This is a genomic window from Sorangium aterium, assembly GCF_028368935.1.
Taxonomy (GTDB): domain Bacteria; phylum Myxococcota_A; class Polyangia; order Polyangiales; family Polyangiaceae; genus Sorangium; species Sorangium atrum.
In genome coordinates this window covers 1161102-1180506 of the sequence record NZ_JAQNDK010000003.1, presented here as the reverse complement: position 1 = coordinate 1180506, position 19405 = coordinate 1161102, and the positions used below count along the sequence as shown (strand labels likewise).

The 19405-nt window shown below is 70.8% G+C and carries 15 protein-coding genes; 8 read left to right on the top strand and 7 right to left on the bottom strand.

Features of this window, described 5'->3' with window-relative positions:
* Positions 1-76: 76 nt before the first annotated feature.
* A complete protein-coding gene (locus tag POL72_RS28675) occupies positions 77-1030 on the bottom strand; it encodes a hypothetical protein (RefSeq protein WP_272099073.1) in 954 nt (317 codons plus the stop codon).
* 740 nt (positions 1031-1770) lie between these two features.
* Here POL72_RS28675 and POL72_RS28670 point away from each other — a divergent pair.
* The 3 genes from POL72_RS28670 to POL72_RS28660 all read left to right on the top strand — a co-directional run bounded on the left by POL72_RS28670 (position 1771) and on the right by POL72_RS28660 (position 5701).
* Positions 1771-2784, top strand: coding sequence for an extensin family protein (locus POL72_RS28670; RefSeq protein ID WP_272099071.1), 1014 nt, complete (start codon positions 1771-1773; stop codon positions 2782-2784).
* A 234-nt stretch (positions 2785-3018) separates the two neighbouring features.
* Positions 3019-4107, top strand: coding sequence for a hypothetical protein (locus POL72_RS28665; RefSeq protein ID WP_272099069.1), 1089 nt, complete (start codon positions 3019-3021; stop codon positions 4105-4107).
* A 49-nt stretch (positions 4108-4156) separates the two neighbouring features.
* Positions 4157-5701 (top strand): hypothetical protein, encoded by a 1545-nt coding sequence (locus tag POL72_RS28660; RefSeq protein ID WP_272099067.1) that lies wholly within the window; start codon positions 4157-4159, stop codon positions 5699-5701.
* A 162-nt stretch (positions 5702-5863) separates the two neighbouring features.
* Here POL72_RS28660 and POL72_RS28655 read toward each other — a convergent pair whose 3' ends face one another.
* On the bottom strand, positions 5864-6520 hold the full coding sequence (locus tag POL72_RS28655) for a hypothetical protein (RefSeq protein ID WP_272099065.1): 657 nt from the start codon (positions 6518-6520) through the stop codon (positions 5864-5866).
* 36 nt (positions 6521-6556) lie between these two features.
* Positions 6557-6985: a hypothetical protein gene (locus tag POL72_RS28650; protein ID WP_272099063.1), complete on the bottom strand. Its 429-nt coding sequence runs from the start codon at positions 6983-6985 to the stop codon at positions 6557-6559.
* A gap of 781 nt (positions 6986-7766) precedes the next feature.
* Here POL72_RS28650 and POL72_RS28645 point away from each other — a divergent pair.
* Complete coding sequence (locus POL72_RS28645) at positions 7767-8255, top strand: alpha/beta fold hydrolase (protein WP_272099061.1); 489 nt, start codon at positions 7767-7769, stop codon at positions 8253-8255.
* Here the strand turns inward: POL72_RS28645 and POL72_RS28640 are convergent.
* From POL72_RS28640 to POL72_RS28625, 4 genes are all read right to left on the bottom strand, one after another.
* Positions 8212-10953 carry a sensor histidine kinase gene (locus POL72_RS28640; protein WP_272099060.1) on the bottom strand — a complete coding sequence of 914 codons (2742 nt, stop codon included), beginning with the start codon at positions 10951-10953 and terminating at the stop codon, positions 8212-8214. The two genes, POL72_RS28645 and POL72_RS28640, sit on opposite strands and share 44 nt — an antisense overlap.
* Positions 10954-10962: 9 nt before the next feature.
* Positions 10963-13134 carry a DUF7125 family protein gene (locus POL72_RS28635; RefSeq protein ID WP_272099059.1) on the bottom strand — a complete coding sequence of 724 codons (2172 nt, stop codon included), beginning with the start codon at positions 13132-13134 and terminating at the stop codon, positions 10963-10965.
* Positions 13131-13610, bottom strand: coding sequence for a hypothetical protein (locus POL72_RS28630; protein WP_272099057.1), 480 nt, complete (start codon positions 13608-13610; stop codon positions 13131-13133). The genes POL72_RS28635 and POL72_RS28630 overlap by 4 nt, the downstream gene beginning before the upstream one ends.
* Positions 13611-13760: 150 nt before the next feature.
* Positions 13761-14126 carry a hypothetical protein gene (locus POL72_RS28625; RefSeq protein ID WP_272099055.1) on the bottom strand — a complete coding sequence of 122 codons (366 nt, stop codon included), beginning with the start codon at positions 14124-14126 and terminating at the stop codon, positions 13761-13763.
* A 1029-nt stretch (positions 14127-15155) separates the two neighbouring features.
* On the opposite strand from POL72_RS28625, the gene POL72_RS28620 reads away from it, so the two are divergent.
* The 4 genes from POL72_RS28620 to POL72_RS28605 all read left to right on the top strand — a co-directional run bounded on the left by POL72_RS28620 (position 15156) and on the right by POL72_RS28605 (position 19250).
* Positions 15156-16238 (top strand): alpha/beta fold hydrolase, encoded by a 1083-nt coding sequence (locus POL72_RS28620; RefSeq protein WP_272099053.1) that lies wholly within the window; start codon positions 15156-15158, stop codon positions 16236-16238.
* Between the two features lie 248 nt (positions 16239-16486).
* Positions 16487-17515, top strand: coding sequence for a hypothetical protein (locus POL72_RS28615; protein WP_308738134.1), 1029 nt, complete (start codon positions 16487-16489; stop codon positions 17513-17515).
* Positions 17512-18528: a zinc ribbon domain-containing protein gene (locus tag POL72_RS28610; protein WP_272099049.1), complete on the top strand. Its 1017-nt coding sequence runs from the start codon at positions 17512-17514 to the stop codon at positions 18526-18528. Before POL72_RS28615 ends, POL72_RS28610 begins: the two co-directional genes overlap by 4 nt.
* Before the next feature lie 191 nt (positions 18529-18719).
* The gene (locus tag POL72_RS28605) at positions 18720-19250 is read left to right on the top strand and encodes a pyridoxamine 5'-phosphate oxidase family protein (protein WP_272099047.1); all 531 of its coding nucleotides are present in this window, start codon (positions 18720-18722) and stop codon (positions 19248-19250) included.
* The last annotated feature ends 155 nt before the right edge of the window (positions 19251-19405 follow it).

Genomic DNA, 19405 nt, shown 5'->3' with positions numbered 1-19405 from the left:
GATGTCGGCGCCGGTGGTTTGGACAGGCAGCTCTTGTGCTTGGGAGGGCGCTCGCCGCGGAGGCGAGCGGCGAGCTCTAGCCGGTGGGCGCCGTGCCGCTCGGCGCAGGGCCGGGCGCCGCGTGTGCCGTCGTGCCGTTCAGCACAATGGGGGCCGCCGCGCCATTCGGCGCAGCGGGAATTGCAGCTCCGGGCGACGCCGGCGCCGTCGGCTCAGCCTGGGCCCCGTCCGCCGGTGCGGCGGCGGTGTCGCTGGACGACGCCGCCCGGCCAGTGCGGCCCTTGTAGAGGGACGGCGCGATCGAATCGGCGTCCCCTTCATCCCAGCGCAGGTACGTGACGGCGCGGCGGGTCTGGTCGTAGGCGTGGACGAGCAGCGAGAACGCCCGCGCCCTCCTGTCCGCGGCCTCGGTCGGCCCGGGTCCTTTGCCGTGCTCCCTCACGCCGAGGGCCGCGAGGATCTGCGGCCCGATCTCCCCGGCGCGCCTCACTTCTTCCTCGGTCGCCGCCGTCTTGCCGGTGACCTCCGACCAGCTCGCGGTGAAGAGCGCCGAGAGGGCGACGAGGTCATTGGCCGTGTCGATGTACCCTTGTCCGGCGCGGATCTCCGCGACCGTCTCCGCGTCGAGCAGGCCGCGGCGGGCCAGCGCCTCGGCGTCGCTCAGCAGGTTCTCGCGCAGCGGGGCCGCCTCCGCGAGCAGCGGCTTCAGCGCGTTCTCGGCGCCTCCGCTCGACAGCCACGCGAGGTGCGCGTACCAGGCCGCGAGCGCGTAGGTCTCGAGCCGGTCGAGCGACGCGAGCTCGTGCGTCGGCAGGCGCTCCGCGATGGCGGAGCGCAGCGCGAGGAGACCGGGCAATACGCCCAGCACCTGGGAGACCACACGGGGAATATCGAGGTTGATGGCGATGAGCCGATCGGGGCTGAGCGCCTCGATCTCGGGCAGGGTCTCGTCGAACGCCGCCGCCGCCTGGGGCGGGGCCGCGGGCTTCTTGGGAGCGGGCTTCTTCTTGAGCGGAGAAGGCTTCGTCATGAGGGAATGACCTCTCGTTGTTCGTCGTCGCGGAGCGGCGGAGAACAGGTACGGTGTGCTCCTCACCCCCGCGCGCTGGACGTGTTGAGAACGTCAGGCGCACACCGGACGTTCCGGGCAGGGATAATCACCCTCACCAAGCCGTCAATCGACCTCCCGGCTGATTTTCTGACGGCGTGCTGCCGAACGTCGTAATCTTGCGCCATGGCGCTCGGGCCCGCGCGGGGCTGGATAGCGACGTCGCCCTGCCAGAAGGGAGCCCGGCCCTTGCGGAGCGCGAGCCAATGGCTCCGGTGCTGCTCGCTCCGTGACAGGCGCGCTGAATGTGGCGATGGTTGGACAGCACGTGCTGTGCCATGAACCGGCGAGCACCGTTTCGGGCCATCGTCTCCCGTGCCACGAAAGCTGCGGGGAGCCTCCCCCGGACCGTGTCCGGTGCCACGAAGGCTGCGGGGAGCCTCCCCCCGGACCGTGTCCGGTGCCATGAAGGCTGCCGGGAGCCTCCTCCCGGACCGTGTCCGGTGCGATGAACGCTGCCGGCAGCCTCTCCCGGACCGTGTCCGGTGCCACGAAGGCTGCGGGGAGCCTCCCCCCGGACCGTGTCCGGTGCGATGAACGCTGCCGGCAGCCTCTCCCGGACCGTGTCCGGTGCCACGAAAGCTGCGGGGAGCCTCCCCCGGACCGTGTCCGGTGCCACGAAGGCTGCCAGGCCGCCCGGTTTCTCCTAAGCTCCGCCAGAGATGAGCGTGCTTCCTTCCCGCCGTGCGCTGTCCCTGGGCGCGGCCCTGATCGGCGCCGCGGCGCTCCTCACGCCGCTCGGCATCGCCTCGCTACGCCACGCTTCGGAGGAGCGGGTCGATGCCCCCACAGCAACGGCGCCCGCGCCGCCCGGTGCAGCGACGGCGCTCGTGGATGGCGGAGACGGCCCTCTGGACGACGACGCCGGCGCGCCTGCAGCCGGCGGCGCCGGCCTCCTGGACGGCGGCTGGGACGCGGGCGGCGCGCGGTTCGAGCTGCCCGCGTGGTCCGCCTCATCGCGCGCGGCCACCTACGGGGCGCTCTCGGCCGACGCTTGCGACAGGGAGATGAAGCGCCGGGGGATCCCGCACGCCCCGGCGCGCGGCGCCCCGCTGGTCGACCGGCCGATCAGGATCACCGGCCCGCTGCGCGGGGTCACGTTCCGCGGCGACGGCGTGGCGAAGCCCAGGTCGGCCTCCCCGTTCGACATCGCCGATTGCCGGCTGGTCCTCGCGCTCGACGATCTCGCCGCCTTCCTGGCGACGCGCGGGATCGTCGAGGTGGTGCACTTCAGCATGCACCGGCCCGGTCCCGCCGGCGCTGTGGCGCCGACGAAGGCGCCCGCGAAGCCGCCGGCAGGCAAGAAGATCCCGCACGGCGCCGGCAAAGCCGCGAAACCGGGTGAGCGCGCCGCGAAGAAGCCGGCGGCGGCGCCCGGGCGCCCCAACCAGCACGCCCTCGGGCTCGCCATCGACGTGGCCGCCCTCGTGAAGGCCGACGGGACTCGGCTCGACGTGAAGGCCGACTGGCTCGGCGCCATCGGCGCGCCGCCGTGCGGCCCCGGCTCGGAGCCGAAGGCGCCCAGCCCCCACGCCCTCGAGCTGCGGGAGATCCTCTGTTCCATTTCCACGAGCGGGCTGTTCAACGTCGTCCTCACGCCCAACGCGAACGAGGCGCACGCGGACCACTTCCATTTCGATATCAAGCGAGACGCACGCTATTTCCTGCTGGAGTGAGCACGCGTCACGGCGCGGTGTCGCTCCGCTGCAGTGGAAGGATCGAGCGCCCGCCGGAAGCGAAAGGCCCGCACACACCACTGACCGGCGGGCCGCATTGCGTTATCGAGAGACATTTTCCACGGGCAATTGCATCCTTGATGCCGTTCCTGCTGGTTGACGCCGCGCGGCACGCGCAACTACCGTGCACGCGGAATGAGGGACGGGGACAAAGCCACCAGGGGAGCGTCCGTCGTGGCTGTTGCGCTCTGCGCGTGGTGCGCAACCACATCGACCGCGTGCACGTACTCCGATGCCTGCTGGGAGACGCGCACGTGCGCTCCGGATCCGGAGCCGCCGCCCGGACCGTGCGAGGGAGAGCCCGGCGAGGACGCGTCGAGCGCCCGCGCGCAGAGCGGGCAGTTCGGGAACGACGGGGCGGACGCCTGCACGGAGGGCGCCGCGACGGGCGCCCTCCCGGTCGTGACCGCGTGCGGCGAGGGCATCGAGTCGACGGGCGGGTACGGGGGCGACGGCGGGATCGAGCAGGGCGGCGACGGCGCTTCGGGGCAGCCCGAGCCCGCACCGAACCCCGACGGCAAGGGCCTCGGAGGAGCCGGCGCCGGCAGCATGGCGTGCAGCGACGGGAAAGATGGCGCGCCCGGCGCGGACCGTGGCCGCGCCGGCGGAGCAGCCGGCATTGGCTATCTCACCGACGATGGGTGGATCGGCGTCCGCGGTGACGACGGGGACCGGGGCGGCGTCGGCCAGGCCGGGGGCGGCGGGGGCGGAAGCAAGTCGCGCGACGGTGTGAGTCCCCCCGTGTGCCCGGCCTCCGGACCCCAGACCGGGGCGGCCGGCGGCTCGGGGGGCGGCGGCGGCTGCGGTGGCTTGGGCGGCAAGGGCGGCGGGTACGGCGGCGCGAGCATCGGCATCGTGGCGCTCGAGGGCACGGAGCTCACGCTCGAGGCCACCGACGTGTTCACGGGCCGCGGCGGGAACGGGGGAACCGGCGGAACGGGCCAACCGGGCGGCTTCGGCAAGCACGGCGGGTACGGTGGCAAGGGGTTCGTGGCCGGGATGTGGGACGCCTGCCATGGCGGCTATGGAGGCAATGGCGGCCGCGGAGGAGACGCCGGCGGCGGGCTCGGCGGCCCGTCCGTCGGCGTCGCGTACGTGGTCCCCAACCTGGCCCTCCGGCCCGGCGCCGTGATCAAGGTCGGACCGGCTGGCGAGGGCGGCCTCGCGGGGAACGCCGCCACGCTGGATGTGGCTGGCAAAGGCGGTTCCGGTCCTTCGGCGGAGACCCAGGCGTTCAGCGGGCCGAGCGAGCTGCCCCGTTAGCGCCTTGGATAGCGTGCGTCCCCAGGGACGCTTCCGGTGAGGCATGCCCATGCGCGCGAAGTCCGTGTTCCTTCCGTTCGTCGTCCTAGCGCTCGCCATGGCCGGTTGCGGGAACTCTCCGGAGGTGAACGGGCCGGGCGGCGCACCGCCGTGCGACGCTCCGTCCGCCTGTCCGGGCGATGCCGTCCCGGAGTCGGCGTGCCTCGAGGAACTCGCCGCGGATCGCGCGATGGACGGCTGCGGGGTGTTCGTCAACAGCGAGATCCTCGACGGAAACGACGCGAACCCCGGCACGAAGGGCCGGCCGGTTCGCTCGGTCCAGCGGGCGATCGAGCTCGCTCGCACCGCGCGCGGTCGCGTGTTCATGCCCACCGATAACTTCGTGGGGGCGATCAGGCTTCCTTCCGGCGTGGACATCCATGCCGGCTTCGACTTCCTCGAATGGCGGCGCCGGAGCAGCGACAGCCACGGCCACATCAACTCGGAGACCGATGCGCGGATCGCGGTGATCGTCGAGCCGGCACGCCCCGGCGACACGGGGGCCGCGGACGGGGTCTCGACGCTCGATCACCTGTGGATCCAGAGCGGGGTCCAAATCGGGGTGCTCGTTCAGTCCAACACCGCGGTGGAGATCGTCCATAGCCAGATCAGGGCGCTCTACGGCGGCAGGGCGGGTCACGACGGGGAAGAGTGGCGGCCGAGCCGAGCACCGGCCGGCCCCGATGGCCTGTTCGGTGAGGACGGGTGTTCCGTCGCGACGATCCCCGGGGGCGCGGCGGTGACGAACCCGTGTGACGACGGAACGTCGAGCACCGGTGGCAAAGGCGGTGACGGGCTTCCCGCGCGGGCCGAGGACGGGGACACCGGTGACCCGGTGCCGGCGTCCGACCCGTACTCAGGCCTCGGCGGCGACGCGGAGCGCGAGGACAGCGTCTGCGAGAACGGTCGGTCCGGGCTCTCCGGGTCCCCGGGAACGGTGGGGGCGGCCGGCCAGGGCATCGGGCGCCTCACCGAGACGGGATGGGAGGGCGACAAGGGGACGGACGGCGGCAGGGGCACGCCGGGCCAGGGTGGAGGCGGGGGCGGCGGCCGGCGCGGCGGGCTCGCCGTGTGCACGGCGGCGGACAAGGGAGGGGCCAGCGGCGGCTCTGGAGGCGCCGGGGGTTGTGGCGGCCGAGGGGGTCGGGGCGGCGGGAACGGCTCGCCGTCGATCGGCCTCGCTGTGCTGCACGCCAGGGTGACGGTCCGGGACAGCGTCATCGAGGCGCCCGCCGGCGGGCGGGGAGGCCACGGAGGGCCGCCCCAGCAAGGTGGCGAACCTGGACGAGGCGCGCCGGGCGGCGACGGCCGCGACGGAGCGCGGGCCTGCGAGGGGGGCCGCGGCGGTGACGGCGGCGACGGCGGCTACGGCGGCCCCGGGCGCGGCGGCGACGTGATCGGGATCGCCTACCTCGACGAAGACCAGCTCACGCTGGAGGGGGTCACCTTCGAGCTGGGCCTGCCGGGCCCAGGCGGCACGAGCTGGAGCCATGACGGCACCATGACGACGGGAGAGGCTGGCGTCGCCGTGGAGACGCTGCGCTTCCCTGAGTAGGCCGGGTTACGGGCCAGCTCGATCGACGGAGCGGGCCGTCTTCCCCATCGCGACAGAGCTCGCCCCCGGCGCGGTTCTCCGCGCCCACGCCGCCCTGGCCCGACCGCTCTTCGGGCGGCGCCTCGGCGCGACCGAAAGAGGTTCTGCGCCGATCTCGATGAGCTACGGACTCGCAGGCTCATCGACCCTCTCGCCGAGTCTGCGCTTTATCCAGGTTGAAGCACCTCGACGTACTCTAATCGCCCCGTCTGCTTCACGCACAAAGTCGGGCGCAAGGACGATTGTGGACTTGGTTGGTCGGAATGCAGCAGGATCGGAGCGTGGTCCGGCGTCTGGCCCTGCATAATATCCGATCCGTCCGCTCGGCAACTTGCGCGCGACGATGTAACCATCGCCGTGATCCAGCCATTCGTCAGGTTTGTAGACACCGGTTCTCCCATCGTAGTGCTGGACGATCACGGCCTCGGAATAGCCGTCCAAGAGCCGGCGATTTCGACGGATCTCCTCGACCTTCGACATGCGCTGGTCGAAGGGTTGGGATTCCAGAGGATCGGGCTCGGATGGCTTGGCGGCGCCAGATGGCTCGGCCTCGGGAACCCGCGAACGAAGAGCCATGCAGAGTTCCAGTTGTGCCCTGGTCGAGGCGAGAACGGTGCGCTCTTCTTTGCAGCCGCGGCGGGGAGATGCCGCAGTCGAACTCGGGGGCGATGCGCTCGGAACCGCTTGTACGCTCGGTGGCGCGCGCGGCGAGGCGCGTCCAATGAATGCGCCAGCGATACCGGCAACGAGTGCGAACACAAGCCAGCTGCGAGTCGTCATCGCGCCTCTCGAGCTCCTACGCCGGCGGGCGCCTCGTCACTTCTGCGTATCAGGAGCAGATTCGGCGTCGCGACGATCGAAGATCTTCAAAATGGACTCGATCGTCGTCCGCAGCTCTTGTGGAGGTTGGCGCGTAGTCGTCCACTCCAGCACCAAGCCGATCAACCGTTGGACGAAGTCACGGTCGGCCTGCCGCACGACTAGCGTCGTCGTCACCTCTTTAGATAGAATTGCATCGAAGGCGCCTCCCATCGCGCACAGAGTCCCTAACCATTCATTCGCCGGGAGCTCGGACGCCGACGCCCCGCCGTCGAGGGACTCCACGATCGCAGAGAGACAGTTGAGCCCCTCAGAGAGCGCCTGCGCCACTTGCCGCTCACGCGTCATTCGCTCGCCCTCATTTGTCAAGCTGATATCGACAGAGCCAAGTTCCAATTGGATTGATAATAGTGCAGTTGTCTCCATTCGAGTACTGATAAGAACATGTCCACGTGGGCTTGCCGCCCTTGCACCAGTACAGATCGCCAACTCCGCTATTGGGGCTATAAGGATGCGAAGCGTGATGAACGCAGTAGGCGCCGATCGCCTCACACTGGTCTACGCACGCATGGCTGCCGGGGGATGCGCAATTCACCTGGGCTGCCGCCTCAACGGCTTCGCTGCATTCGGAAGGCTCCATCTCGTCTTGCGGATCCGGTGGCGCATCTCCGAAGCCTCCGGCGCCACTCGGGGTGATGATGCCTGCGCCGACGCCCTCGCCACGACCATCCCGAAGGTAGCACTCACCCATGTCGTAGTTGCACGCAGCAACGAAGCCACAGATCAGCACTACGCTGGCCTTCATATCGCCTCCAGTCGCAAAACTGGTCCGACGGTTAAGCTCATGCCCCGCGGCTCGCCGCAGGTTCGCTGACGAACCGCACCACTCCCCGGCGCGGCTAGACTCTTCTCAGTCGAGCGTGGCGTCAATGGGTAATCAGGGGCACGGATTCTGTCCGTGCGCCAGTTGGGGCGGCCGGCCAGGGCATCGGGCGCATCACCGAGGCGACAAGGCGGCAAAGGGCGGCAGGGGCATGCCGGGTCAGGGCAGATGCCTGGCAGCGGTCCGCTCCACGTCCCAGCACGGCGTACGCCGGCGCTGCAAAACCCACACTGGACGCGACGCTCGCTTCGCGGCGCCCCTCCCCCGAACTCCCCATCTCAGCCGTGCAATCTGGACAGATGCGGCGCTTCGTGCGAACTCTTGATGAAGAACATGTCGGTCACGTGTCGCAGCCATGTTCGCGTGCTTTCTGCTGGCGAGGTCCACTGGCAAGAGTGGAGCCCCTCCCGGAACGGCGGCGAGGGCCAGCGCCCCGTGGTCCTGGTACACGGCCTGTCCGATAGCTGTCGAACCTGGAACCGCCTCGCCCCCGCGCTCGCTGCGGCAGGGCGCCGGGTCGTCGCGCTCGACCTGCCCGGCCATGGCGACTCGGCCCGGCCCGACGCTCCCTATACGGTCGCCTGGTATGCGGGCGTGGTCGCTGAATGGATCCGTGCCCTCCGGCTCGGCGATTTCGATCTGGTGGGGCACTCGTTCGGCGGCAGCATTGCAATGTGTGTGGCCACCGTGCGCTACGCGGAGCCGTTCTTCGTGCCGGTGCTGTTCGGCGTCGCGCTCGCGGCCATCTCTTCGCCGATCGCGAGCTGGGTCACCCGGCAGCGGCGCCCTCCGGCCGGGCGAGGGGGAGCGTGAAGAACAACGTGGCGCCAGCGCCGAACTGACTCTCCGCCCAGATCCTCCCGCCGAGGGCCTCCACGAAGCCCTTCGCGATGGTGAGCCCCAGCCCGGTCCCCAGACGCGCGGTCTCCGCCACCTGCCAGAAACGATCGAAGATGTGAGGGAGCTCGTCGGCGCGGATCCCCGCCCCCGTGTCCGCCACGGCGAAGAGCGCCTCGTCGCCACGTGGCTCCGCTCGGACCGTGATGGCCCCTCCCTCCGCGGTGAACTTGATCGCATTGCCGATCAGGTTCGCGAAGACCTGGAGGACCCTCTCGCGATCGCAGAGCACCTCGAAGCCGCCCCCGCCGCGGATCTCGCCCTCCAGCACCAGGTGCTTCTGCGTCGCCAGCGCCTGCTCCATCTCGATCGCGTCGCGGACGAGCGCGCCCGCCGCGTGCCCCCGCTTCTCCATCGACAGCCGACCCGCCTCGATGGCGGCGACGTCGAGCAGATCGCCGATGATCCGGAGCATCCGCTGCGCGGCGAGGAGAATGACCTCGGCCTTCCTCCTGTCGTGCGCTCCCTGCTCGTCGGCCGGCAATGTCCGCATGAGGAGAGCCGCGGCCGTCAAGATGGCGCTCAACGGGTTCTTGAGGTCGTGAGAGACGATGGCGAGGAAATCGTCCCGCGTGCGAATGGCGCGCTGCGCGTGCTGGTACAGGCGCGCATGCTCCACGGCCATGGCGGCCCGGCGCGCCACCTCTTCGGCCACCGCCAGATCAGCGGCGGAGTAGCGGCGGCTCGGCTCCGTCGTCACGAACGTGAGCGTGCCGAGCGTCCGCCCGCGGGCCACGAGCGGCACCACCATCACCGCTCCCGAGCCTCCTGCGCGGAGGGACCCTCGATGGCCCGGATCGTGGGCGGCGGCCCCCACGGCAGACTCGGTGATTTCAGGGATGAGGAGCGGTTCGCCGGTCCGCATCACCTTCGCCTGCGGGGTCTCCCTGCCCGGTCGTTGGGCGAAATCCTCCATCCGCTCGGTCAGCCGTTGCTTCGCGGGATCGGCGGACGTCGGCTCGAGGCGCTCGACACGGCCGTTCTCGTCGACCAGGTCGACGAAGTAGAGATCGGCCAGGGCGTGCACCGACAGGCGCGTCACCGAGGAGACCGTCTCCGCGTAGTCGAGCGAGGAGGCGAGGACCGCGCTGACCTCCGCGAACAATCGCTGCACCTGCTCGGCTCGCTTCACATCCATGATATCCCGGAAGACGAGCACCGCCCCCGAGACCTGCCCTGCTCGCTGCAGAGGGGCGAACGTGCAGCTGACGTGCAAGGGCGCTCGGTCCCGACATGAAACCACGTCCTCGTCGCTCCGGACCGGCTCGCCCGTGCGGATCGCCCGCAGCGCGGGGTGATCCTCGTCGGGTACGGACGTCCCATCCGCGCGTCGAATCTGGACGACCTCCTGGACGCGCCGCCCCACGACCTCCTCCGTCGTCCAGCCGAGCAAGCGCTCGGCCGCGGGGTTGAAGAAGGTGATCCGCCCTTCGCGATCCATCGCGAGCACGCCCTCGCCGATGCTGCCGGTCACCGCCCGCGTGAACTCGAGCTGCTCACGGACCCTCGCCTCCACCTCCTTCGCGGGAGTGACGTCCATCGAGACGCCTTGAAGCCGAGGCGCGCCGGCGCTGTCGTTCACCAGGTGCACGCCGCTGTGGAGCCAGAGCACGCGACCGTCCGCCGTCCGACAGCGATGGTCGCAGCGCTGGTCCCGCTCGGCGGCCAGCGTCCTCCGGAGCGCCTGATCGAGCTCGCCGCGATCGTCCGGCTCGGTGCAGCGGCTCCAGAAGTCGGGCTCCGCGAGCCACCGCGCGCGCGGATAGCCGAGGAGCTCCTCGGCCTGCGCGCTCACGTAGAGGACCTGGAGCGTGCGCGCGTCGGCCTCCCAGACGAACGATCGAGCGAGGTTGTCCACGAGCGCCTCGTAACGCTGCCGCAGCGCCTCGGCGAGGGCCCGCTGCTCGTCGGCTTCGGCCTGCCTCCGTTGGGCCGCTGCTCGCGCCGCCTCCGCGGCCGCCTGCTTGGCGTCGATGATCGCCTGGCGATCGAGCGCGATCGCGAGCTGGTTGACCACCGCGTTCATGAACACGAGATCCGGCTCCTCCAGACGGGCGGCGCCCTCGATCTGGAGAACGCCGAAGATCGGCCCGCGGTCGATGACGAGAGGGAGGACGAGGAAGCTCCCGCGCTCCTCTGCCTCGGCCCGCGGAGCCCCGGCAGGCTGTCCGGAGGGCGCGTTCGTCGCGGTCGGCTCGCCGTCCAGATCGGCCGGCCGCGTGGCCTCCGCGCCGGTGAGGTAAGCGTACGAGGTCGCGGCATGGGACCTGGTTGCCTGGAGTCGATCGGCGCCGACACCTTCGGCGCTCCAGACGATGGTCTTGACCCCGGGGCGACCCGGGACCTCCAGGAGGACGAGCGCGGTGCGGATGGGGAGCGCCCGCGCGAGGGTCGTGAGGACCGACGGGGCCGTCCGCTCGGCGCTCTCGAAGCGCGTGAGCTGTTTGCTGATCTCGTAGAGGTACAGGACGCGAGGGGACGCGCGCTCGAGGCCTCCGGCGGCCGGATCCTCGCCGCCGCGCCGCGCCGGCTCCTGCTCGCCGCGCGCGTCGTCGCGCCTCGCCCCTTTCTGGTGCGCTCTCGGCGGTTCCTTCGTCCGGCGGCCAGCGCTCATCCCCTCCCCCTATTTCTTCGTGCGCCTCCGGCGCTCGATGTTCTTCGCCGCCAGAGGGGCACCCAGGTCAGCGCGCCGCCCGATCCGGGCGCCGCCCTTCCCCACGATGAAGTGGTAGGCGCCGAAATCGTGCTCGCTGCCGCGCGTCTTCACGACCATGAGGGTCGGCCGGATCTCGCCCGGCATGGGCGTGTACCGGAGCACGACGAGGTTGTCGGCCACCGGAGAGAACCTGCGGTCGGTGACGGTCTCGCTGGAGTACATCGCGCTCGATTCGAGCGTGAGCACGGTAGTCACGCCGAGCGCCTTGAACCGCGTGATCAGCGCGTAGAGAAGCTGCCGCAGCTCGTCCTCCGCGATGCCCTCGGCCGCGAGGTGGCTCACGCTGTCGAGGACGAATCGACGCGTCTTCTGCGTGCGGATCTTGTCGGTCAGGAGCGAGAGGAACTGGCTCGGGCGGACGCGCTCCCGCGAGAGATAGATGACCTCGGCGAGCCCCTTCTCGATCGCCTCTTGGAGCGGCAGCCCCAGCGCCTCCGCGGTCCTGATGAGCTGTGCGGGCCCCTCCTCGAGGGCGAGGTAGAGCCCCGGCTCTTCGCGGCGGCAGCCTTCGAGGAGGAACTGCATCGACAGGGTGCTCTTCCCGATGCCCGCGCTCCCGGAGAGGAGGGTGACGCTGCGCTCGAGCAGCCCTCCGCCGAGCAGCCCGTCGAGCCCGGGCACGCCGGAGGGCAGGCGCCGCGCCGTGTCCAGGGGGGGCGGCGGCTCGCCGAACGCCGCCTCCGCGTTGTAACGGGGATAGACGATGAGCCCGCCCGGGCCGATGAGGACGCTGTGCCGGCCCCTGAGGTGGGCGGTGTTCCTGAGCTTGTAGATCTCGATGTAGCGCTGGCGCTCGAGCCCTTCCTCCGTCGAGGAGAGGAGGATGACCCCGTCGACCACGGTCTCCTCGACGCCGAAGCGGCTGATCTGGTTGGTGCCGTAGGGGATGTCGGTGGCGAGGAAGCCGACCGCCTGCGCGTTGTGGATGACGCTGGCGAGCTGGAAGACCTTCTCTCGGTCTACCTGCGGGTCCCTGACCTTGTGCAGGAAGACCGAGACCGAATCGACGACCACGCGCCGCGCCTTCATGCCGAGGATCCGCTCGCTGATCATGAGCAGGTGCCCCTCCACCAGGATGTCGGGCTGCGGGATGAAGACGATCTCGACCATCCCGCGCTCGATCTCGGCGTCGAGGTCCCAGCCGAGGCCACGGGCGGTGGCGCGCAGCCGCGCCTCGCTCTCCTCGAAGGAGAAGAATATCCCCTTCTCGCCGGCCTTCGCGCCGCGGTAGATGAACTCGAGCGAGAGCACCGTCTTGCCGGTCCCCGCCACGCCGGCGATGAGGAGGGTGGAGCCACGCGGGATCCCGTCTCCGAGGAGCTCGTCGAGCCTCGAGATGCCCGTCTTGAGGCGCGGCTCCTTGCCCTCGACAGCCGCCCGGTGGATGGTGAAGCGGGGCGCGAACACGTCGATGCCGGCCCGTGTGATGGCGAACGAGTGCTCCTCGCGGCTGTGGTCGGTGCCGCGCATCTTGACGATCTGGATGACCCGCCGCTGCTCGCCGGACTCCTGGCGCTGGTTGATCATGATCAGCCCGTCGACGATCGAGAACAGCGGGTTGGTCTCGATGTCGCTCTGCCCGAACTCTCCGAGGAAGAAGGTGGTGGTCTCCCACGCCATGAGGTTGATCGCGAGCTCGTAGCCGAACTTCCGGAGCTCTTCCTTGGACTTGGCGAGGTCGTCGAAGACCTTGAAGCTGTCGATGACGACCATGGACGGCTTGACCTTCTTGACGTGATCCATGACGAGCCGAAAGGCGCCGTCGAGGCCCTTCGTCCGGAGGATGGCGCCGAGGTCGACGAACTGGATTCCCCCGTCGATCTTCCCGGCGTCGAAGAAGTCGAACTGATTCAGGTAGCGCAGCGTCTTCGCGGTCGGCTCCGAGAGCGTGCTGAAGTAGAGGACCCGGGTCCTGGCCGAGGCGTTGTGGAAGCAGATCTGCTGGGTGAGGATCGTCTTGCCCGCGCCCGGCGGGCCGGCGATGACGACGATCGACCCCTTCGGCAGCCCCCCCCCGAACAGCGCATCCAGGTTTCGCACCCCCGTCTCGATGCGCGCGATGGCCGTCTTCTTCGTCATGTCTCCACTTCCTCGCCGTCCTCGCCCTCGGAGATCCCGGGCGCGCTCTCCGACGCTCTCTCGATCCCGCCCGCCTCCTCCTGCGCGACCTTCGAGAGCTCCGCGTGGAGCGCCGGCGTGAGGATCTCCGCCGTCAGGTTTCCGAGGACCGTGAGGAACTCCACCAGGATGAACCGGAGCCCCTCCTCGATCTGGTCGCGACGCACGCCCCCGGCGCGCTCCTGGAGCGCCACGCAGCAGATCCCGGCCGACTCCATCCTGAGCGACGAGAGGACCGGGTATCGCTCGCAGGCATAGTAGAGCACGCGATCCACGATGGCGCCGAGCGTGACCTCCCCGAGGGTGACGTGGGCGCGCCGCCACAGGGCGTTGAACGCTCGTTCGAAGAGCTGGACGAGGCGGTCGGGCGGCGCGCCCTGCGCTGCCCGATCCATCCAGGCGTCCACGCAGGCGCTGTGCTCGTTCGCGTCACGCATGGGCGCTACGTCGCCTCGACAGTCGCCGGGGAGGGGCAATGTTCATGCCGGTGTCGCATCGCGCGCTCGATCTGGGCGCCGCGCGCGGGCAGCGTCGCCATGGCGCTCGCGCTTCAGGCCGGACGCTCGCGGCGTTTGCGCTCGGGACGCTCACCGGATCCGTCGACGGTGCGAGCTGTGCCCGCCGTTCAGCTCGGCGCGGTCGCGGGCTCGAGTCCGCGCTCGATCGCCGGGCGACTCCCCGCCGAGCGCGTGGAGCGCGCCGTCCGCGGTGCGCTGCGCCGCACGCAACGAGATGCCCGCCGACCTCCGCGCGGCGCGGAGATCGTCGACCAGCTTCCGCACGCGATGGATGTCCTGCGCGCTTCCGGCGGAGGCGCGGAGCGCGATGATGGATTCGAGCCCCTCGAGAACGTGACGGACGGCGCGGCGCGCGGAGGTCGCCGCGTCAGCCGCCTCGAGCAGCATCGCCCGCTCATCCTGTGAATCTCTCTCGAGGTCTCGCATCTCGGTCATCTCGTGCAGTTCGCGAGGGGAAAAGCCGCGCGGTCCATCGCGATGCCGCTGCGGGAGGGCTCGCGGAGCGAGCCTCTTCGTGCTCCACGCCCGCTCGCGGCTCGATCTTGCGCGGCCTGACACCGCGGGGTTCAGGCTGGCACAGCGGCGGCCCCACGTCTCTCGTTATCGCCCGGTGGCGGCGCCTCGTCCCGATTCGGGCACGGGAGACGGTCGAGCGCTGCATGGAACTCCTCTTCTTCTTGCCCCGTCCTCTGGGACGAGGGGCGCTGCCGCGGCGGTCGAGCGCGAGGTTGGCCCCCGAGGAGCGCGGCGGGCTGGCCTTGCTGCCCGTTCGACGGCGGCGTTGATGAGCAGCCGCACCTGGGCGGCCGCCTGTGCGCTCGGCGCGTCGCGCGGAGCGGCACGTCCAATGAAGGCGCCAGCGACACCGGCAATGAGCGCGAACACAATGCAGCCATGAATTGCAATCGCGCTTCTCGCCACGATGCGCAGCCTGGGGGCGCCGGCTGGAAGATCGCATCATGTCGATTCGGCCACTCCTGGGGAATGATGCCCATATGACGGAGTCACCCAGCGCGTCGGATCTGGCGCAGGGCATACCTGTATTCCCTCAGCCTCCAGAACCGCCCCCCCGCGGCGCGCGTGGAAACAGCGTTCGCTCTCACAACAGAGCAAGCCCGCCAGCGTATGTCTTCCGATGCGGTGAGACTCGTCTCAAGTAGAGCGCGATGTCAACAAGTAACCATGAAGTTTAATTCTGTCCGTGCGTCAGCAGGGCGGCCCGGCCAGGGCATCGAACGCAGCACCGAGGTGGGATGACAAAGCGGCCGACTGCGGCAAGCACACGCCAAGCCAGGGAGGAGGCAGGGCGGCCGCCCTCCGGGGACCACTCGAATGTGCCCAGTGCGGCGTACGCTGGCGCTGCAAAACCTACACTGGGCGCGAAGCACGCTTCGCGGCGTCCCCCCGAGCTCCCCATCGAAGCCGTGCAATCTGGACAGACGCGGCACTTCGTGCGAACTCTTGATGAAGAACATGTCGGTCACGTGTCGCAGCCATGTTCGCGTCCTTTCTGCTGGCGAGGTCCACTGGCAAGAGTGGACCCCCTCCCGGAACGGCGGCGCGGACCAGCGCCCCGTGGTCCTCGTACACGGCCTGTCCGATAGCTGTCGGACCTGGAACCGCCTCGCCCCCGCGCTCGCGGCGGCAGGGCGCCGGGTCGTCGCGCTCGACCTGCCCGGCCATGGCGATTCGGCGCGGCCCGACGCGCCCTATACGGTCGCGTGGTATGCGGGCGTGGTCGCTGAATGGATCCGTGCCCTCCGGCTCGGCGATTTCGATCTGGTGGGGCACTCGTTCGGCGGCAGCATTGCAATGTGCGTGGCCACCGAGCGGCCAGGGCGCATCCACCGCGTCGGGCTGGTCGCCGCGGGCGGCATCGGGACCGAGGTCGCGCTGCCGCTGCGCCTCGCCGCCGTGACCGGGCTGATCGAGCTGGCCGCGCCGCTGCTCATGGGCGTCGGCACGCACGCGGGCGTGCTGGTGCTCGGCGGCGATTTCAACGCGGAAGAGCGCAGGCACCTCGCCAGGATGAACGCGCGGCCCGGCACGGCGCGCGCCTTGTCGCGCACGCTCCGCCACGCGATCGATCTGCGCGGCCAGCGCCATCACCTCATGGACATCGCTCATCGGCTCCCGGAGATACCGCCGCTCGCCGTCTACTGGGGCGAGCGCGACCAGGTGATCCCGGCGCGCCACGCGGCGGACATCGACCGCTACATCGAAGGCGCGGCCGTGCGCCGCTTCGCCAAGGCGGGGCACTACCCGCACCGGGAAGCGGTGAGCGATCTCGCCCCCGATCTCCTCCGGTTCCTCGACGAGCCGCGGCCCGCGCCGCGCCTGCGCACCGGGGCGCGCGCCCCGCGCGCATCCGCCACGGCGGCCCGCGCGCCGCAGGCCAGCCCGCGGTGGCAGCCCTGGCCGGACGCCGCGGTCAGGCGCTGGGCGCGGAGCTCGCTGTCACCGCTGCGGCAGACACCGCAGCAGGACACCGGCGACTCGGCATCTCCCGCCGACCTCGGGAGCCGCCCGCCGCCGGTTCCCTGCTAGCAAACACTCGCGCCGCATTCTCCGACATCCGAACGTGAACGTGGTCGTGGTCGTGAACGTGGTCGTGGTCGTTCACGGCTTACCGTTGACGACCACGACCACGACCACGACCACGTTCACGACCACGTTCACGTTCACGTTGGTGACCAATGGTGGGGGAGCGGGCTTTGTGCCCTGGGTGCGATTGTGGCCACGCTCCCCCTTCCCTGTTGACGCCGCGCCCCCCGGTGCGGTTCTCTCGGGCGCCGGTGCAACTCGAATGTGAGACCTGCGGCGCCTCGCTGCGCGTCGAAGCGGACCAGCGGACCGCGGTGTGCCCCTACTGCGCCTCGCCGTCGGTCGTGGAGCGGCCGCCCTCGAACGATCGGCCGTCCCCGCACTTCGTCCTCGGGTTCACAACGACCCGGGAGAGCGCGCAGGGCGCGGTCAAGGCGTGGCTGGGGAAGCGGAGCTTCTTCGCGCAGTCCAGCGTCAAGACGGCGACGGTCGACTCAATCCGCGGCGTCTACACGCCCGCCTACCTGTACTCCGCGATGGCGCAGACGCGCTACGCGGCGCAGATCGGCGAGGACTACCAGGAAACCGAGACGTACACGACGACCGACGACAAGGGAAACAGCGTCACCCAGACGCGCGTCGTCACCAGGACCGAGCACCGGCACCTCGAAGGCCAGCACGCGACCTACGTCATGGACGTGCTCGTCGTCGCGTCTCGCGCCGTCCCGAACGCCGAGCTCGAGGCGATCGAGCCGTTCGACCTCCGCACGATGCGGCGCTACACGCCCGCGGTGCTCAGCGGCTGGATCGCCGAGGAGCCGACCATGACCCAGGCCGAGTGCTACGGCCTCGCGCGGCGGGAGGCGCTGGAGAAGATCGGCCGCGACCTCTCGGGCTTCATGCCCGGGGACAGCTACCACGGCCTGACGCACGAGACGCGCCTCGACCGCGAGACGCTCGAGCTGCTCTATGTGCCCCTCTGGGTGCTCGCCGTCCGGCACGACCCGCAGAAGCCGCCCTTCCGGGTCCTCATCAACGGCCAGACCGGCGCGATCCACGGCAAGGCCCCCCTCTCCTGGATCAAGATCGCCCTCGCCGTCGTGCTCGTGCTCGCGCTGATCGCGGCGCCGTTCGTCCTCGCCGCGGCGCGCGACCGGGGCCGCGATCCCGCCGAACGGCGCGGCGCCGCGCGGCCGCTCACCCCCGCCGCCGCCCCCGCGCCGACCGAGGGCGTCCGCCCGGGCGGGAGCAGGCCTGCACCGACCGGAGGGACCCGATGAGCGTGAGCATGGACGTCGCCTCGGCCACCACGAGCGCCACGGGGCCGTGCTGCGCGCGCTGCCAGGGGCCGCTGGAGCCGGGAGACCTGCGCTGCGCCGTCTGCGGCCTCGCCGCGCCGCAGGGCCGCGCCCCGGCCTCGCAGGCGGTGCAGGTGCTGCGGTGCACCGAGTGCGGCGCCGCGGTCTCGTACTCGGCCGAGGCCCAGGCGCCGAAGTGCCGCTTCTGCGGCGCCGTCACGCGGATCGAGCAGCCCGTCGACCCGATCGATCAGGCCGACTGGCTTCTCCCGTTCGGGGTGCCCCCCGATCAGGCCGATCAGGCGCTGCGCCAGTGGATGTCGACGCTCGGCTTCTTCCGGCCGTCGGATCTCTCGCGCGCGGCGACCGTCGAGGGGCTGCGCCCGATCTGGTGGGCGGGCTGGCTCGTCAGCGCGGACGCCGTGGTGAGCTGGACGGCGGACTCGAACGCGGGCGCCCACCGGAGCAGCTGGGCCCCGCACGCCGGACAGACGCAGCTGCCGTTCCGCAACCTGCTCCTGTCCGCCTCGCGTGGGCTCTCGCTCGACGAGGCCCGGGAGCTCGCGCCGTACTTCCGGCTCGACCTGGCGGTGCCCGCCGCGCACCGGACACAGCAGCAGCTCGGCCCGCCCGACGCGGTGCTGGAGCAGTTCGACGCGCAGCGCTCGGCGGCGCGGAAGATCGTCAGCGAGCGGATCGCCGCCAGCGCGGAGGACGCCCTGAAGCGAGGCGTCATCCCGGGGTCCGCGTTCCGCAACGTGCACGTGGCGGTGCTCCTGCACGCGCTCGAGACCCGCCGGCTGGCGCTGCCGTCGTACGTGCTCGCCTACCGCTACAAGGGGCGCAGCTACCGCGCCGTCGTCCACGGCCAGGACGCGAGCCACGTCACAGGCACGGCGCCGATCGCGTGGGGCAAGGTGGCGCTGGTGGTCGCCGGCGCGCTCGCGCTCGTCGTGCTCGTGATCGGGGCGCTCGTGCTCGCCCGCGCAGCGTAGCTTCGCCCGCCGCGGTCCCCTCCCCGGCTCCGTCGCTCCGTGCGCGCGGCAGGCCGCGCCGGCCGCTGTGGCGGAATGCCTCTAGCGCACGCTCGGTGCGGCATAGCAGAGCCCTGTTCCGCGGCTTCTGCCGCGCGCTCGGGCCATGGTCCGGATCTCGCACCGACCGCCCGATCTCAATGGAGGAAACCATGGAAACCGGATCGCGGGAGAAGCTGCTGGAGATCCTCAAGAAGTTTCGGACTGCCATGCTCGTCACGCAAGCCAGCCAGGGGGCGCTGCGGGCGCGCCCGATGGCGCTCATGAAGGTCGACAGCGACACCGGGGACGTCTGGTTCATGACCAGCATCGACTCGGGCAAGGTCGATGAGATCGAGTCGCACCCCGAGGTGAATGTGACGCTCCAGGAGGGGCGCCGCTTCCTGTCGCTGTCGGGCTCTGCCTCGATCGTGCGGAGTCGGACGAAGATCGAGGCGCTGTGGTCGGAGGAGGCGAAGGTGTTCTTCCCGCAGGGCAAGGACGATCCCTCCCTCGCGCTCATCCACGTGAGCCCGCGCGAGGGCGAGTACTGGGACAACGACGGCGCGGCCGGGCTCAGGTTCCTTGTCGAGGCGGTCAAGGCGTACGTCACCGGGACGACCCCGAAGACCGACGCCGCCCAGCACGGCGCGGTGCCGCTGAACGGCGGGCAACCCGGCAATGCCCGGGTGTCCGCGCGATAGCGATCCACGTCGTCGCGCCGCGGATCGATGCGCCGATCCGCGGCGCGGCTCGCCGGCGCCGTGGATCGGGTGGACGGAGCGTGGCGCAGCCCTTGCTCCTCTCGGGACTGCGCAGCGCTCCGCTCCACCGGAGCGGGGGTGACGCGAGAACCCGT